Source organism: Mesorhizobium sp. WSM4989 (assembly GCF_029625795.1).
GTDB lineage: Bacteria > Pseudomonadota > Alphaproteobacteria > Rhizobiales > Rhizobiaceae > Mesorhizobium.
The window spans coordinates 1,893,937-1,909,109 of the sequence record NZ_JARTVN010000001.1 but is presented as its reverse complement, the minus strand read 5'-3'; the positions used below and the strand labels follow the sequence as shown (position 1 = coordinate 1,909,109).

The window sequence follows — 15,173 nt, the reverse complement described above, 5'->3', positions numbered from 1 at the left end:
AGACGCGGCCCGCGTCACGTCACGCGGCTGCGTGTCGACGCATGCAAAGACGGGACGCCTGCCATGTCGATATTTCAATTGAGTGACAACGCGAAAGGCGCGACGTTCGAGGCTGGGGCGGCATAACCATAAGAATACGACAGGAGCGGTCGAAATATGACGGAAACGCTTAACGGCAGGCATGTCGTGGTGACGGGCGGCACCGGGGCGCTCGGCGGCGCGGTTGTCGGCAGGTTGCTGGAGCAGGGCGCGATTTGCCACGTGCCCAATGCGCATGCCGCGGCTCCGCCGCATTTTCCCTACGCGGCTCACGCCAGCGTCCATCTGGCACACAATGTCGACCTGTCGGACTCCGCCAAGGTCGAGGCCTTCTACCATCAGGTTCCGGAGCTTTGGGCTTCGATCCATCTTGCCGGCGGTTTCACCATGGCGCCGGTCGAAAAGATCGAGACGGCATCCTTTGCCGAGATGATGGACACCAATGCCCGGACCACCTTCCTTTGCAGCCGCGCCGCGGTGCGCTCGATGCTGACGTCGGGCACCGCGGGGCGCATCGTCAACGTCAGCGCGCGCGCCGGGCTTGATCCCAGGCGCGGCGCCGGAATGGTCGCCTACGCCGCGAGCAAGGCGGCGGTCGCCGCGATGACGCAGGCGATGGCCGAGGAGCTGAAGCACAAGGGCATCCTGGTCAATGCGGTCGCGCCCTCGACGCTCGACACGCCCGCCACCCGCGCCGACATGCCCGACGCCGATTTCACCAAATGGGTCAGCCTCGAGGCCGCCGCCGAGGCGATCGCCTATCTCGCCTCGCCCGCCAATCAGGCGATGAGCGGCACGCTGGTGCCGCTCTACGGGCGAGCCTGAGCTCACAGATCAAAGTGCAATGAAAAACCCCGCCGGATCGCTCCGGCGGGGTTTTTGCTTTCGGTAGAGGAAGGAGCTTAGTTGCCCTGCTTCTTCAGCGCCGCGCCCAGGATGTCTCCCAGCGAGGCACCGGAGTCGGTCGAGCCGTACTGGGCGACCGCTTCCTTCTCCTCGGCGATTTCCAGCGCCTTGATCGAGACCTGCAGCTTGCGGGTCTTCTTGTCGAAGGCGATGACGCGGGCGTCGACCTTCTGGCCCACGGTGAAGCGCTCGGGGCGCTGCTCGTCGCGGTCACGGGAAAGGTCCGAACGCTTGATGAAGGTATCGAGGCCGCTGTCGACCAGCCGCACTTCCAGACCACCATCCTTCACCGCGGTGACCTCGCAGGTGACGACGGCGTTCTTGCGCAGCTCGCCGCTGCTCGCCGCCTCGCCGACCGTGTCGCGGGCCAGCTGCTTGATGCCGAGCGAGATGCGCTCCTTCTCGATGTCGACGTCGAGCACCTGCGCCTTGACCATGTCGCCGCGATTGTACTCTTCGATCACCTGCTCGCCCGGACGGGTCCAGTCGAGGTCGGAGAGGTGCACCATGCCGTCCACGTCGCCTTCCAGGCCGATGAACAGGCCGAACTCGGTCTTGTTCTTGACCTCGCCCTCAACCTGGCTGCCGACCGGATGGTTGCGCGCGAAGGCTTCCCACGGGTTCTCCAGCGTTTGCTTGAGACCGAGCGAGATGCGGCGCTTGGCCGGATCGACCTCGAGCACCACCACGTCGACTTCCTGCGTCGTCGACAGGATCTTGCCGGGATGCACGTTCTTCTTCGTCCACGACATTTCCGAAACGTGGATAAGGCCCTCGATGCCCGGCTCCAGCTCGACGAACGCGCCGTAGTCGGTGATGTTGGTGACGGTGCCCTTGATCTTCTTGCCGATCGGGAACTTGGTGCCGATATCCGACCACGGATCGCTCTCGAGCTGCTTCATGCCGAGCGAGATGCGGTGGGTTTCCTGGTTGATGCGGATGATCTGCACCTTAACCGTCTGGCCGATGTTGAGGATCTCGGTCGGATGGTTGACGCGGCGCCATGCCATGTCGGTGACATGCAGCAGGCCGTCGATGCCGCCGAGGTCGACGAAAGCACCGTAGTCGGTGATGTTCTTGACCACGCCCTCGACCACCTGGCCTTCCTCGAGGTTCTGCACGATTTCCGAACGCTGTTCGGCGCGGCTCTCCTCGAGCACGGTGCGGCGCGACACCACGATGTTGCCGCGGCGGCGATCCATCTTGAGGATCTCGAAGGGCTGCGGGTTGTGCATCAGCGGCGAGACGTCGCGGATCGGACGGATGTCGACCTGGCTGCGCGGCAGGAACGCCACGGCGCCGTCGAGATCGACGGTGAAGCCGCCCTTGACCTGGTTGAAGATGACGCCTTCGACGCGCTCACCCTTGGTGAACTTCTCTTCGAGGCGCACCCAGCTCTCCTCGCGGCGGGCCTTCTCGCGCGACAGCATGGCCTCGCCAAGCGCGTTCTCGATGCGCTCGACATAGACCTCGACGGTGTCGCCGACCTTGAGGGAGGAGTCCTTGCCCTTGGCGCCGAATTCCTTCAGCGGCACGCGGCCTTCGACCTTGAGGCCGACATCGATGATGGCCATGTCCTTTTCGATCGCGGTGATCGTGCCCCGGACAACCTGGCCCTCGCCGGAATGGCCGGCGGTGAATGATTCTTCGAGCATGCTCGCGAAATCATCGCGAGTGGGATTTGCAGCTGACATTGTTTCTCCTGGAATGCTTCGCACAACAAGCGAAGCGGGCGCCGTGGGTTAGCGTTGCGTGAGCCTGCCGGCGTTCCGGGCTGAAGAGCCCTCGGCCGCTTAAGCGGCAAGTCCGGCGCATAGAGAATGCTGGCAGGCTGGTTCGTGCCCGATATGGGTATTTTCATCGCCTCCGGCAACGGAAAACACGAGGAAAACCCGGATCAGGCCTTGTTTCTCTTGGCCAGCAGTCTTTGATGGTTAGCCATGGCCGCCAGAAACGCGGTCTCTATAGACACTTCGCCGGTGTCAGGCAAGTGCGCGTCGCGGCGGTGCGCGTGCTCCGCCCGAATGTTTTTGCGATTACGCGTTCGCGGTTGCAGTTCTTTTTTGCCGACATGGATTGTCACGGGGAGCATCACCATGCAGTCAAGCGCCACTTTCAACATCTTCCTGCCGGTTGCCCTCGTCATCATCATGCTGGGGCTTGGCCTGTCGCTCAAGCTCCAGGACTTCTTGCAGGTGGTGCTGCGACCGAAGGCCCTCCTGGTGGCTCTTATCGTGCAGATACTGGTTCTTCCCGTCCTTTGCTTCGGCATCGTGTCGGTTTCGGCTTTGCCGCCTGCCATGGCGGTCGGCATGATGCTGCTCGCGGCCAGTCCCGGCGCCCCGTCCGCGGTTCTCTTCACCCACCTTGCCAAGGGCGATACGGCGCTCAGCCTGACGCTGACGGCGATCAGCTCAATGGTGGCGCTGGTGTCGGTGCCATTGATCACCAATTTTTCGCTGCTGCATTTCTATGGCGCCGGGCACGTCATCCCGCTGCCGATCGAGAAATTCCTGCAGTTCTTTGCCGTTGTGCTTGTCCCGGTCTCGATCGGAGTTGCCGTCCGGCACCGCTACACGGCCTTGGCCGAGCGCCTGGAAGGGCCCGTCAAGCTACTGGCGACGCTTTTTCTTGCGGCGGTCGTTATTTTTGCCGTCGTCGATCAGCGGCAGGTCATCGTGACCTGGGGACCTGTTGTCGGCTTTGCCGCCTTTGCGTTCAACGTGGTGAGCATGGCGCTCGGCTACGCCGTTCCGTCGCTGCTGCGCCTGGAGAGGCGGCAGGCGGTCGCCATCACCATGGCAACGGCCATCCACAACGCCGCGTTCGTCATAGCCCTGGCGCTTAGCGAATATCTGCTCAACAATGCCGAAATGGCGATCTCGCCAGCGCTTTACGCCTTGATTGCCTATGTCACCGCGGCGGTTTTCGTAGCCGTCGTGAGCAGGTCAGGCAGACATGCGATCGAAGGCACGATCCGGTCGTGATAGCCAAGCTCAGGCGAGGTCTTTCGCGGCCATGGCTCGGTCAACGATTGCCATGGCCGCCAGAAACGCGGCCTCGACTGCCATGTCGCTGGTGTCGAGCAAGTGCGCGTCCGCCGCCGGCTTGAGCGGGGAGTCGGCACGGCCCATATCGCGCTCGTCGCGGCGCTCGATGTCGGCGAGGATCGTGGCAAAATCGGCGCTGCCGCCCATGCTTTCGATCTCGGCCAGCCGGCGCCTTGCCCGCACTTCCGCGCTCGCTGTGACATAGAGCTTGATATCGGCGTCGGGACACACGACCGTGCCGATGTCGCGTCCGTCGAGCACCGCGCCTGGCGGCGCCTTGGCGAACTCGCGTTGCTTGTCGACCAGGATGCGCCGGACCGACGGAATGACGGCGACCTTTGAGGCGGCCTCGCCTACCGCATGCGCCGAAAGCACCGTACGGTCGAGGTTCGAAAGATCGACTTGGCGTGCCGCGGTTTCCGCCGCCGAGACATTGTCGAGCGGCAGACCGAGCTCGAGCAGCTTATGGGCGACGGCGCGATAGGTGAGGCCGGTATCGAGCAGGTTCAGCCGGTAATGATCGGCGAGCCGGCGAGCGAGTGTGCCCTTGCCGGCGCCCGCGGGGCCGTCGATTGCGATGGTGAAGGGGTGAGTCATGGGTCGGCCGACGTAGTCGAAGAGCGCGATGAATATGACAAGCGCCGCGATCCTTCACACCCCCCTCTGTCCTGCCGGACATCTCCCCCGCAAGGGGGGAGATTGGCAGTTCCGATACCGGCGCATTCCGTCCGGCGTCGGAGATTGGCGAAAGCCTGCGCGACATCTGATCTCCCCCCTTGCGGGGGAGATGTCCGGCAGGAAAAAGCGGGGTGCTGTTCCACCTGCATCTCGGTTCGGCTCCAACCCATCGCCCGTCACTCGATCTCGGCGCCGAGCCCCTTCATCAGCTCCATGAATTCCGGAAAGCTCGTCGCGATCATGTTGGCCTCGTCGATGGTCACCGGCTTTTCCGTCGCCAGCCCCATCACCAGGAAACTCATGGCGATGCGGTGGTCGAGATGCGTCTTCACCGCCGTGTCCGGCCCGTTGGGATGAGCGCCCAGGCCCTTGCCGCCGGGCTTGCCGCGCACGGCGAGCGAGGCTTCGCCCTCGCTGCAGTCGACGCCGTTGAGCTTCAGCCCGTTGGCCACCGCCGACAACCGGTCGGATTCCTTGACGCGCAACTCCTCCAGACCCTGCATCAGCGTCTCGCCTTCGGCGAAAACAGCGGCAACCGCCAGCACCGGATATTCGTCGATCATCGACGGCGCCCGCTCCGGCGGCACCACGACACCTTTGAGGTCGGAGGAGCGCACGCGCAGGTCGGCCACGTCCTCGCCGCCGGCAATGCGGGGGTTGAGGATGTCGATGCGGCCGCCCATCTCCTGCAATGTCAGGAGCAACCCGGTGCGGGTCGGGTTCATCAGCACGTTCTCGATCACGATATCGGAACCCGGCACGATGAGCGCCGCCACCAGCGGGAAGCCGGCGGAGGAGGGGTCGCCGGGCACGGCGATGGTCTGCCCCGTGAGCTTGCCCTGGCCTTCGATGAAGATGTGGCGCACGCCGCGCTCGTCGGTCTCGACGGTCAGGTTGGCGCCGAAGCCTTTCAGCATCTTTTCGGTGTGATCGCGCGTCATCACCGGCTCGATCACGGTGGTGATGCCCGGCGTGTTGAGCCCGGCAAGCAACACCGCCGACTTCACCTGGGCGGACGCCATCGGCACGCGATAGGTTATCGGCGCGGCATGTTTCGGGCCGCGCAGCGTGATCGGCATGCGGTCGCCGGGCGCCGCCTTCAGCACCTGCACGCCCATCTGCCGCAGCGGCTCCAGCACCCGGCCCATCGGCCGGCCGGAGAGCGAGGCGTCGCCGATGAAGGTCGTCTCCATGTCGTAGGTGCCGACCAGGCCCATGGTGAGCCGCGAGCCGGTGCCCGCATTGCCGAAATCGAGCGGGCCTTCCGGCTCGAGCAGCGCGCCGTTGCCGGTGCCGCGGATCACCCATTCGGCCCCCTTCTTTTCGATATGCGCGCCCATCGCCTTCATGGCGGCGCCCGTGCGCATCACATCCTCGCCTTCCAGCAGGCCGGTGATGCGCGTCTCGCCGGAAGCCAGGCCGCCGAACATGAAGGAGCGGTGCGAGATCGACTTGTCGCCCGGCACCCGCGCCGTGCCGGCAAGGGCAGGGGATTTGCGGGCCGTAGCCGGCTTCGGGGCGGCAGCGTGAGACATTGTCTTTTCCAAATGCGGGTGCCGGCGGGCCGGCTCAATTCGTCGTGTTGCGGCGGTCTCGTATCACGGCGCGCCGCAATGGTCATCCCCTCACGCGGGCCTTCGAATGCAAGGTTTTGCGATGCCGGCTTTTGGCTTTGACAGCGCGGAAAACTGCGGTTAAGGGGACCATTCTTTTTTTGACGAGGCTTGCTGTGGCAAAACCTGAACTTGGCACAAAACGTGTCGACCCCGAAACGGGGCGGAAATTCTACGATCTGAACAAGGACCCGATCGTCTCGCCCTACACCGGCAAGAGCTATCCGCGCTCCTATTTCGAGGAAGGCAAGATTTCCGCGATCGAGGACGATGAGGACGTCGCCGACAAGGAAGTCGACTCCGAGGAGGAAGAAGGCGCCGAAATCGTCTCGCTCGAAGATGCGGACGAGGAGACCAAGGGCGGCGGCGACGATCTGCCCGATCTCGGCGACGACGAGGATGATGTCGATCTCGGTGACGATGACGATGACACCTTCCTTGCCGACGAGGAGGAAGAGGACGACGACGTTTCCGATATGATCGGCGTCGGCGACGACGAGGACGAGGTCTGATTTCGGCCCCGGCGCGATTGTTTGCCGGCCATTTTGACCTGTGACGAAAAAGCGGCTTTTCAAGGCTTGATCTTGACCGAAGGCGGCGCTAGAAGCCGCCAGCACTAAACGACGGCGCGGTGCCCAACCGCGCCGGATCTCTTCGCCGGAAACGGCGCCGGCTGACTGCCGGGAGTGGGGCCATAGCTCAGTTGGGAGAGCGCTTGAATGGCATTCAAGAGGTCGTCGGTTCGATTCCGATTGGCTCCACCAAACAGTCTTTCTGTGATGCTCGGTTTCGCGGCATTGGCGCTTGTCGCTTGTGAATCGGTATCCGAGGCCCCGCCTCCTCCTCAACCTGCCCCGGCTGCTGTCGCGGCTTCCGCTGTCCCGGACACTGCGGTGCTCGACCAAACCGTGGCGATCACGCCTCCGGGCAAGAGTGTCCCCGCCCGATATGCGGCGTTTTCAGGCATTTGGGCGGGACGGCTGGATGGCACCTTTGAAGGCAAGCTGGCCGTGCTGACCGTTTCACCGGGCGGGCAGGTGACGGTCAGCTACGCGTGGGGCGATATGGCCGACAACAAGCCGGGGATCGCCGACGGCGCCGGCAGGATCGCCGGGAACACATTAAAGCTTGGACGCCTGCCGAACGGCGCAGACATCACGTTTACGATGCAGCCTGACGAAACGCTGGCCGGCACCTACACGCTTGCCGGCCAGACCTATAGGGGCCAGTTCGCCAAGCAATAGCGGCGGGCGGTCGCGTCGCCTTCTGCCGTGTCGGCCGGGCTCGAATCGGCTATGCCTCTCCCATGCAGGAAACGTCCCTCTATGCACCGGTGAAGCGGTTCCTCGAGAGCCTCGACTTCACCGTCAAAGGCGAGGTCGGCGGCTGCGACATCGTCGGGTTGCGCGAAGGCGAGCCGCCCGTGGTCGTCATCTGCGAGCTGAAGCTGCAGTTCAATCTCGAGCTCGTTCTGCAAGGCGTCGATCGGGCGGCGGCCTGCGACGAGGTCTGGCTCGCCGCGCGGATGTCGGCGCGCGGCAAGGGCCGCGAGCACGATCGACGTTTTCGCGCGCTCTGCCGCCGGCTCGGCTTCGGCCTGCTCGCGGTCAATGGGAAAGGCAAGGTCGAGTTGCTGCTCAGCCCGGCCGCCGTGCCGCCGCGGCGCGACCCGAGGCGGCGCTCGCGGCTGGTCGAGGAGCATCACCGCCGCAAGGGCGATCCGTCCATCGGCGGCAGCACGCGGCAAAAGCCGATCATGACCGCATACCGCCAGGAAGCAATTGCCTGCGCCGCCGCCATGGCCGACGGCCCGAAGCGGCCGCGCGATTTGAAACTCGTTGCCCCCCGCGCGGCCAGCATCCTGCTGCACAACTATTATGGCTGGTTCGCCAGGGCCGAGCGCGGCATCTACGCTCTGACCGAACTCGGGCAGGCTGCCTTGCAGTCGCAAGGGGTCCTCGACGGTCCGCCGCAGGTCGCTCCGTTTCAAGTCGAGCAACTTGGAGCGAAGCTCGGCGCGTGAGCGGCTGACGCCGCTCGCGCAGTGTCGGCTACCGATCGAGATCGTCGAATCGCACCATGCGTGGTTGACTCACCTCTTCGTTCATGCAGAAATTGGTTGGACCATTGAACCACTTTCGGAATTCACCAGCGTGACCGACCCTCTCCCGCCGATCCAGACGACGGCCCGCGATGATGCGGTCCTGAAGGCGTTGGCCGGCTTCGTGCGGCAGGAGGCGTTGGGTCCCGGTGAAAAACTGCCGACCGAGCGCATCCTGGCCGAGCGCCTTAAGGTCAGCCGCAACACGGTTCGCGAGGCACTCACCCGCTGGGAGGGGCTGGGCCTCGTAGAGCGGCGCCAGGGCAGCGGCACTTACCTCAAGGCGGCGGTTTCGCCCGACATGCTGCACATGCCGCTGACCCTTGCCGGCGGCAACGACTTTGCCGGCCTGATGCGCACCCTGGAGATCCGCCGCGCGCTGGAGGCCGAGGCCGCCGCTCTTTGCGCCGTCCGCGCCGGCAAGGCTGAGGTCGCCGAGATCGAAAGCAAGCTCGACATCATGGAAGAAGCCTTCCACAGCCGCGCCGGCATGTCGTCGGAGGAAGACTGGGAGTTCCACCAGTCGGTCTACCGCGCCTCCGGCAATCCGCTGTTCGAGCAGATCATCAGCGCCATGCACGAGCTGTTCCACCGCTTCTGGGAGCATCCGCTCGGCGTGCGCGATTTCGGCCATGCCAGCTTTCCCTATCACCGCACCATCTTCGACCGCATCGCCGCGCACGACCCGGAGGGAGCCCGGGCCGAAGCGCTGAAGCTCATCGCTACTGTCGAAAACGACCTCAAGCGCGGCGCCGCCAACCTCAAGCTTTTGGACCGCAAATGAACGAGCATCCCACAGGGTTCGACCCGGCTTCTTTGGCCAGCGACTATCTCGGCGAGGCGGCGACTCTTCTCGCGCATGACGATCCGTTCCCCGGCGGCGCTGTGGTGCCGCCGATCTACCAGACATCGCTCTTCACCTTCGACAATTACGCCGACATGGCCGACACCTTTGCCGGCAGGAGAAGGCAGCCGATCTATTCGCGCGGCGACAACCCAACGGTGATGGAATTCGAGGCGCGTGTTGCGGCCTTGGAAGGCGCGGAAGCCGCGCGGGGCTTCTCCAGCGGCATGGCGGCTATCAGCGCCACCGTGCTCGCCTTCGTCGGCGCCGGCGAGCGGATCGTTGCCGTACGCAACTGCTATGGCGACGCTTACCGCCTGTTCGAGCGCCTGTTCCCGCGCTTGCAAATCAAGGTCGACTATGTCGACGGCTCGGACCCCGATGCGGTGGCGGCAGCACTTCCCGGCGCCAAGCTGCTCTACCTCGAAAGCCCGACCTCGATGATGTTCGAGCTGCAGGACATTGAGCACCTGACGCGGCTGGCAAAGGGTGAGGGCATCGTCACCACCATCGACAATTCCTGGGCGACGCCCGTCTTCCAGAAGCCGATTTCGCATGGTGTCGATCTGGTGCTGCACTCGGCCTCGAAATATCTCGGCGGCCACAGCGACACCGTCGCCGGGGTGGTGGCGGGCTCGGCCGCGCATATCAAGCACATTAACGAGCAGACCTATTCATCGCTTGGCGGCAAGCTGTCGCCTTTCGAGGGCTGGCTTCTGCTGCGCGGCCTGCGCACGCTGCCGCTGCGGTTGCCGCATCATATGAAGAGCGGTCTCACGCTCGCCGAGCGGCTGAAGGCGCATGGCAAGGTCGAGCGGGTCAACCATCCCGCCTACTCCAATCATCCCGGCAAGAAGACGCTTGCCGGCTATGCCGGGCTGTTCTCTTTCGAGGTCGCGGAGGATGTCGACATTCCGGCTTTCATCGACGCGCTGAAGCTGTTCCGCATCGGCGTCAGCTGGGGCGGCCATGAAAGCCTGGTCGTGCCCGCCAAGGCCTCGCTCGAGCAGACGCCGGGTCTCAATTCGATGGCGCGCTTCGGCGTCAGCCCCCGAACCATCCGCTTCAACGTCGGATTGGAGAATGTCGAGGATCTTTGGGCCGACATCGCCCAGGCCTTCGACAAGGCAAAAAAATAAGGTGTTCAAAATGGGAGTTCCGAACATGAAAAGACTGACAATCCTGCTTGCCGCCGCTGCCGGCCTCGCGATTTCCGCCGGGGCCGCGCTGGCCGACACCACCATCAAGATGGTCGAGGTCATCACCAGCCCGCCGCGCACCGAATTCCTGAAGAAGCAGATCGCCGAATTCGAGCAGGCCAATCCCGGGATCAAGGTCGAGCTCGTCTCGCTGCCCTGGGGCCAGGCGTTCGAGAAGTTTCTCACCATGGTTCAGGCCGGCGACACGCCCGACGTGGTCGAGATGCCGGAGCGCTGGATGGGCCTCTATGCCAACAACGGCCAGCTCGAGGATCTCGGCCCCTACATGGCCAAATGGGACGACGCCAAGACGCTCGGCGACCGGGCCAAGCAGTTCGGCTCGACAGTCAACAACACCCAGTTCATGATCCCTTACGGCTACTATGTGAACGCGCTGTTCTGGAACAAGAAGCTGTTCAAGGAAGCGGGTCTTGACCGTCCGCCGGAAAACCTCGACGAGTTCGTCGAGTTCTCCAAAAAGATCTCCGCCATCCCCGGCAAATACGGCTATTGCCTGCGCGGCGGGCCCGGCGCCTTCAACGGCATGCACATGTTCATGAACATCGCCAACGGCAAGGGGGGCTACTTCACCGAGGACGGCACTTCGACCATCAACGAGGAGGGCTCGGTCAAGGGGCTGCAGATGCTGGCCGACATGTACAAGAACGGCCTGGCGCCGAAGGATTCCGTGAGCTGGGGCTTCAACGAGACGGTGACCGGCTTCTATTCCGGCACCTGCGCCATGCTCAACCAGGATCCGGACGCGCTGCTCGGCATCGCCGACAAGATGAGCGCCGACGACTTTGCGGTCGCGCCGCTGCCGGTCGGCCCGAGCGGCAAATCCTATCCGACGCTGGGCTATGCCGGCTGGGCGATGTTCGCCAATTCGCAGCACAAGGACGAAGCCTGGAAGCTGATGGCGACGCTGCTGTCGCCCAAGGACAATCTGGAATGGGCCAAGGAAGTCGGCGTCGTCCCGATCCACAACGGCGCCGATCAGGACGCCCACTTCAAGACCGAGCAGTTCAAGGGCTGGTTCACCGAGCTCAACGACAGCTCGAAATATGAAATGGTGACGCCGCCGACCCATCTGGAAAACCTCGGCAACTTCGTCGACCAGGTGGCGATCAAGAACTTCCAGGAAGTGCTGCTTGGCCAGAAGCCGGCCAAGCAGGTGGCCGACGAGTGGGCGGCGTTCCTGACCAAGGAGCAGCAGGCCTGGCTAGCCAAGAACAAGAAGTGACCTTTCTTCCTTCTCCCCGCTTGCGGGGAGAAGGTGTCACCCGATGAATGTCGCCCAAAAGTGCGAAGCGGTTTTGGGAGAACGACATTCACGGACAAGTGACGGATGAGGGCAGCGCCGAATCCTGAAAGTCGCCTCCGCTCCTCATCTGCCTGCCCTCCTCCGCAGCAGCTGCGCTGCAGCTACGGAGGGTGAACCGGCGTCTTCTCCCCGTGAACGGGGAGAAGGACGCTGTCGCCACGCTGGCCTCACCATCACCCGTAGAGCCAAATCGAATGACCTACGCAGTGTCCGAAATCCGATCGACCGGCCGGCCGCGCAAGAAGCGGCTGAGCAAGGCCGCGATCGAGCCCTGGCTCTATCTTTCGCCGGCTATCGTCCTGCTGGTCGTCGTGCTCCTGGTGCCGCTGATCATCGGCATCAGCTATTCCTTCCGCAAATTCTCCGCCTTCAAATCGGAATATGTCGGGCTCGGCCAGTACCAAGCGATGCTCTCCGACGCGGTGCTCGGCCAGGCGCTGGTCAACACGCTTTGGTGGACGGCCGCCAGCCTGTTCTTCCAGTTCTTCCTCGGGCTTGGTCTGGCGCTGCTGCTCGACAAGCCCTTTTATGGCCGCAAGGTCGTGCAGGCCGTGGTGTTCCTGCCCTGGGCGGTGCCGTCCTTTCTTTCCGGCCTTACCTGGGCCTGGCTGTTCAACCCGATCATCGGCCCGCTGCCGCACTGGCTTTTCGCGCTCGGCCTGAAGGCCGAGCCGACCAACGTGCTTTCCGATCCGGCCACAGCTATGTGGGGGCCGATCGTCGCCAACATCTGGTTCGGCATTCCCTTCTTCGCCATCACTCTGCTTGCGGCGTTGAAGTCGATCCCGTCGGAACTGCATGAGGCGGCAGCCATCGACGGCGCCTCGCCCTGGCAGCGCTTCACCAAGGTGACGCTGCCGTTCCTGGCGCCGACCATCGTCATCACCGTCATGCTGCGCACCATCTGGATCGCGACCTTCGCCGACCTGATCTTCGTCATGACCGAGGGCGGACCGGCAGGCTCGACCAGCACGGTGCCGGTCTACATCTATGTCAGCGCCTTCAAGTCGCTGGACAAAGGCTATGCGTCCGCAGTCGCGGTGCTGCTGCTGGTGCTGCTCATTGCCTATGCGGTTGGCCTGATCGCCATCCGCCGCACGCTTGTGAGGCATGTCTGATGATTGCCGGCCGCTCCACCTCCTCGCGCATCGCTGGCGGCATCGGCCTCTACGCCGCGATCGCCGCCTATGTCGTCTTCGCGCTGTTCCCGATCTTCTGGACGCTGAAGATCTCTGTGACGCCGGAGCGGCTGCTCTATTCCGAAGGCATAACCTTCTGGCCATCGGAAATGACGCTCAAGAACTTCGACACCGTGCTGGAGGCTTCCGACTTCCCGCGCTACTTCTTGAACAGCGTCATCGTCTCGGTGTCGACGGCCGCACTGGTCACGGTCATCGCCACGCTTGCCGGCTATGCGATGTCGCGCTTTACCTTCCGCGGCAAGGCGACTTTAGCGATCCTGCTCTTGCTGACCCAGACTTTCCCGTTGGTCATGGTCATCCCGCCGATCTACCGCATCATGGGCGATCTCGGCCTGACCAACAGCCTGACCGGGCTGATCATCATCTACACCGCCTTCAACACCGCCTTCGCCACCTTCCTCATGCAGTCCTTCTTCGACAGCATTCCGAAGGATCTGGAGGAGGCGGCGATGATCGACGGCTGCACGCGCGCCCAGGCCATGCGCCGGGTGATCGTGCCGCTCACCTTGCCCGGCATGGGGGCGACGCTCGGCTTCGTCTTCACCGCCGCTTGGAGCGAATTGCTGTTCGCGCTGATGCTGATCTCCAGCGACGAGCAGAAGACCTTTGCCGTCGGCCTGCTCACCTTCATCGGCAAGTTCGCCGTCGACTGGGGGCAGATGATGGCGGCCTCCATCCTGGCGCTGATCCCGGTCTGCATCTTCTTCGCCTTCCTGCAACGCTATCTCGTCACCGGCCTTACCGCCGGCGCTGTCAAAGGATAATCGATGGCTTCCGTCACCCTGCAACATGTCGAGAAGGACTATGGAGCGCTGCGCATCCTGCACGGCGTCGATCTCGAGATCGCCGACGGCGAGTTCGTCGTGCTGGTCGGCCCGTCCGGCTGTGGCAAGTCAACGCTGCTGCGCATGATCGCCGGCCTGGAGGAGGTCACCGGCGGCGAGATCCGAATCGGCGAGCGGCTGGTCAACGATGTGGCGCCGAAGGACCGCGACATCGCTATGGTGTTTCAGTCCTATGCGCTCTACCCGCATATGGACGTCTCCTCGAACATGGGCTTCAGCCTGATGCTGAAGAAGGCCGAGAAGACGACGATCGACAGCAGGGTGGGCGCCGCCGCCAAGCGCCTCGGTCTGGAGACGTTTCTCGGCCGCCTGCCGCGCCAGCTCTCCGGCGGTCAGCGCCAGCGCGTCGCCATGGGCCGCGCCATCGTGCGCGATCCCAAAGTCTTCCTGTTCGACGAGCCGCTGTCGAACCTCGACGCCAAGCTCCGCGTCCACATGCGCGCCGAGATCAAGGCGCTGCACCAGCAGCTGAAGACGACCTCGGTCTATGTCACGCACGACCAGGTCGAGGCGATGACCATGGCCGACCGCATCGTCGTCATGCATGACGGCTATGTGCAGCAGGTCGGCCATCCGCTGGAGCTCTACGATCGTCCCGCCAACACTTTCGTCGCCGGGTTCATCGGCTCGCCCGGCATGAATTTTTTGCCGGCAAAGGTCGCCAAGGGCGGCAAGGTCGATGCCGTGCTGGCCGACGGCCAGAAGCTGAGGCTGCCGGACGGATTGCCGCTGAAGGATGGCGATGCGCTGACCGTCGGGCTGCGGCCGGAACACATCCGGCTGGCCGACGACGGCCCGCTGAAAGGTCAGGTCGAGGTCGTCGAGCCGCTCGGCCTGTCGACGCAATTCTATGTCAGGCTGGCCAACCAGCAGATCTGCGTCTTCGTCATGGGCCGCAGCAATGTCAAACCGGGCGACGCGGTCCGCCTCGCCGCCGACCCAGCGGCGCTGCATCTGTTCGATCCGGCAAGCGGCGCTCGCATCGGATAGGTCAGCGCCGGCGGAAGGCGTCCAATGTGTAATCGGGCCGGTCAGGTCGCCTAGATCGGCCAATATCCCGGACAAGACCAGCGTCGTCGCCACGCCTGCACCGGCCCCGCCTGCGCTGTCGTGCTCGACGCGAATCCTTCTCCTCCGAGATCGTCGGCGAGAACCTCTTGAGAAAGACGGCGATCTGGCGCAATTGTGGACCGACAACATGGAATTGGCCCGCCATGCGCGCCGCTTCATCGACGTCGGCCTGGAGACCGCCCGGCGCAAGGCCGAACTCCACTCGGTCTCGCAAGAGCCCTGACGCTTCGATACTGCCGCGAGGTGAATTGCGGTTTTCGGCAGCCGCGCTCTGCTAGACTCCCGTGATTCGTCTCGACAG

15 protein-coding genes, 1 tRNA gene and 1 pseudogene are annotated in these 15,173 nt (G+C 64.0%); 13 read left to right on the top strand and 4 right to left on the bottom strand.

What is annotated here, in order from left to right; all coding sequences use genetic code 11:
- Nucleotides 1-156: 156 nt before the first annotated feature.
- Entirely contained in the window at nucleotides 157-864 is a 708-nt protein-coding gene (locus tag P9217_RS09205; RefSeq protein ID WP_067003394.1) for an SDR family NAD(P)-dependent oxidoreductase, read from the top strand.
- A 77-nt stretch (nucleotides 865-941) separates the two neighbouring features.
- On the opposite strand, the gene rpsA is transcribed toward P9217_RS09205, so the two are convergent.
- Both rpsA and P9217_RS09195 read right to left on the bottom strand, forming a co-directional pair.
- The gene (gene rpsA / locus P9217_RS09200; RefSeq protein WP_067003396.1) at nucleotides 942-2,639 is read right to left on the bottom strand and encodes a 30S ribosomal protein S1; all 1,698 of its coding nucleotides are present in this window, start codon (nucleotides 2,637-2,639) and stop codon (nucleotides 942-944) included.
- Nucleotides 2,640-2,842: 203 nt separating this feature from the next.
- The gene (locus tag P9217_RS09195) at nucleotides 2,843-3,043 is read right to left on the bottom strand and encodes a hypothetical protein (RefSeq protein ID WP_067003398.1); all 201 of its coding nucleotides are present in this window, start codon (nucleotides 3,041-3,043) and stop codon (nucleotides 2,843-2,845) included.
- On the opposite strand from P9217_RS09195, the gene P9217_RS09190 reads away from it, so the two are divergent.
- Nucleotides 3,042-3,932, top strand: a complete 891-nt coding sequence (locus P9217_RS09190) for a bile acid:sodium symporter family protein (protein WP_278086165.1) — start codon at nucleotides 3,042-3,044, stop codon at nucleotides 3,930-3,932. The genes P9217_RS09195 and P9217_RS09190 overlap by 2 nt on opposite strands.
- Before the next feature lie 9 nt (nucleotides 3,933-3,941).
- Here the strand turns inward: P9217_RS09190 and cmk are convergent, their stop codons facing one another.
- Nucleotides 3,942-4,592 carry a (d)CMP kinase gene (gene cmk, locus P9217_RS09185; RefSeq protein ID WP_278086166.1) on the bottom strand — a complete coding sequence of 217 codons (651 nt, stop codon included), beginning with the start codon at nucleotides 4,590-4,592 and terminating at the stop codon, nucleotides 3,942-3,944.
- A 257-nt stretch (nucleotides 4,593-4,849) separates the two neighbouring features.
- The gene (gene aroA, locus P9217_RS09180) at nucleotides 4,850-6,208 is read right to left on the bottom strand and encodes a 3-phosphoshikimate 1-carboxyvinyltransferase (protein WP_278086167.1); all 1,359 of its coding nucleotides are present in this window, start codon (nucleotides 6,206-6,208) and stop codon (nucleotides 4,850-4,852) included.
- 194 nt (nucleotides 6,209-6,402) lie between these two features.
- Here aroA and P9217_RS09175 point away from each other — a divergent pair, with 194 nt between their 5' ends.
- The 11 genes and pseudogenes from P9217_RS09175 to P9217_RS09125 all read left to right on the top strand — a co-directional run.
- Nucleotides 6,403-6,798 (top strand): TIGR02300 family protein, encoded by a 396-nt coding sequence (locus P9217_RS09175; protein ID WP_067003406.1) that lies wholly within the window; start codon nucleotides 6,403-6,405, stop codon nucleotides 6,796-6,798.
- Nucleotides 6,799-6,974: 176 nt separating this feature from the next.
- A tRNA-Ala gene (locus P9217_RS09170) sits at nucleotides 6,975-7,050 on the top strand.
- A 129-nt stretch (nucleotides 7,051-7,179) separates the two neighbouring features.
- Complete coding sequence (locus P9217_RS09165; protein WP_278086168.1) at nucleotides 7,180-7,530, top strand: hypothetical protein; 351 nt, start codon at nucleotides 7,180-7,182, stop codon at nucleotides 7,528-7,530.
- Nucleotides 7,531-7,592: 62 nt separating this feature from the next.
- The gene (locus P9217_RS09160) at nucleotides 7,593-8,309 is read left to right on the top strand and encodes a DUF2161 family putative PD-(D/E)XK-type phosphodiesterase (protein WP_278086169.1); all 717 of its coding nucleotides are present in this window, start codon (nucleotides 7,593-7,595) and stop codon (nucleotides 8,307-8,309) included.
- 130 nt (nucleotides 8,310-8,439) lie between these two features.
- On the top strand, nucleotides 8,440-9,171 hold the full coding sequence (locus tag P9217_RS09155) for a FadR/GntR family transcriptional regulator (protein ID WP_127239464.1): 732 nt from the start codon (nucleotides 8,440-8,442) through the stop codon (nucleotides 9,169-9,171).
- Nucleotides 9,168-10,370: a PLP-dependent transferase gene (locus P9217_RS09150; protein ID WP_127239463.1), complete on the top strand. Its 1,203-nt coding sequence runs from the start codon at nucleotides 9,168-9,170 to the stop codon at nucleotides 10,368-10,370. The genes P9217_RS09155 and P9217_RS09150 overlap by 4 nt, the downstream gene beginning before the upstream one ends.
- A gap of 25 nt (nucleotides 10,371-10,395) precedes the next feature.
- Nucleotides 10,396-11,673, top strand: coding sequence for a sugar ABC transporter substrate-binding protein (locus tag P9217_RS09145; protein WP_095824418.1), 1,278 nt, complete (start codon nucleotides 10,396-10,398; stop codon nucleotides 11,671-11,673).
- Nucleotides 11,674-11,948: 275 nt separating this feature from the next.
- The gene (locus tag P9217_RS09140; protein WP_095777012.1) at nucleotides 11,949-12,872 is read left to right on the top strand and encodes a sugar ABC transporter permease; all 924 of its coding nucleotides are present in this window, start codon (nucleotides 11,949-11,951) and stop codon (nucleotides 12,870-12,872) included.
- Nucleotides 12,872-13,720 carry a carbohydrate ABC transporter permease gene (locus tag P9217_RS09135; protein WP_067324203.1) on the top strand — a complete coding sequence of 283 codons (849 nt, stop codon included), beginning with the start codon at nucleotides 12,872-12,874 and terminating at the stop codon, nucleotides 13,718-13,720. The genes P9217_RS09140 and P9217_RS09135 overlap by 1 nt, the downstream gene beginning before the upstream one ends.
- A gap of 3 nt (nucleotides 13,721-13,723) precedes the next feature.
- The gene (gene ugpC, locus P9217_RS09130) at nucleotides 13,724-14,791 is read left to right on the top strand and encodes a sn-glycerol-3-phosphate ABC transporter ATP-binding protein UgpC (RefSeq protein ID WP_127243077.1); all 1,068 of its coding nucleotides are present in this window, start codon (nucleotides 13,724-13,726) and stop codon (nucleotides 14,789-14,791) included.
- Nucleotides 14,792-14,922: 131 nt separating this feature from the next.
- Nucleotides 14,923-15,095: pseudogene (locus tag P9217_RS09125) on the top strand (sugar phosphate isomerase/epimerase); the annotation flags it as partial.
- Nucleotides 15,096-15,173 lie beyond the last annotated feature (78 nt).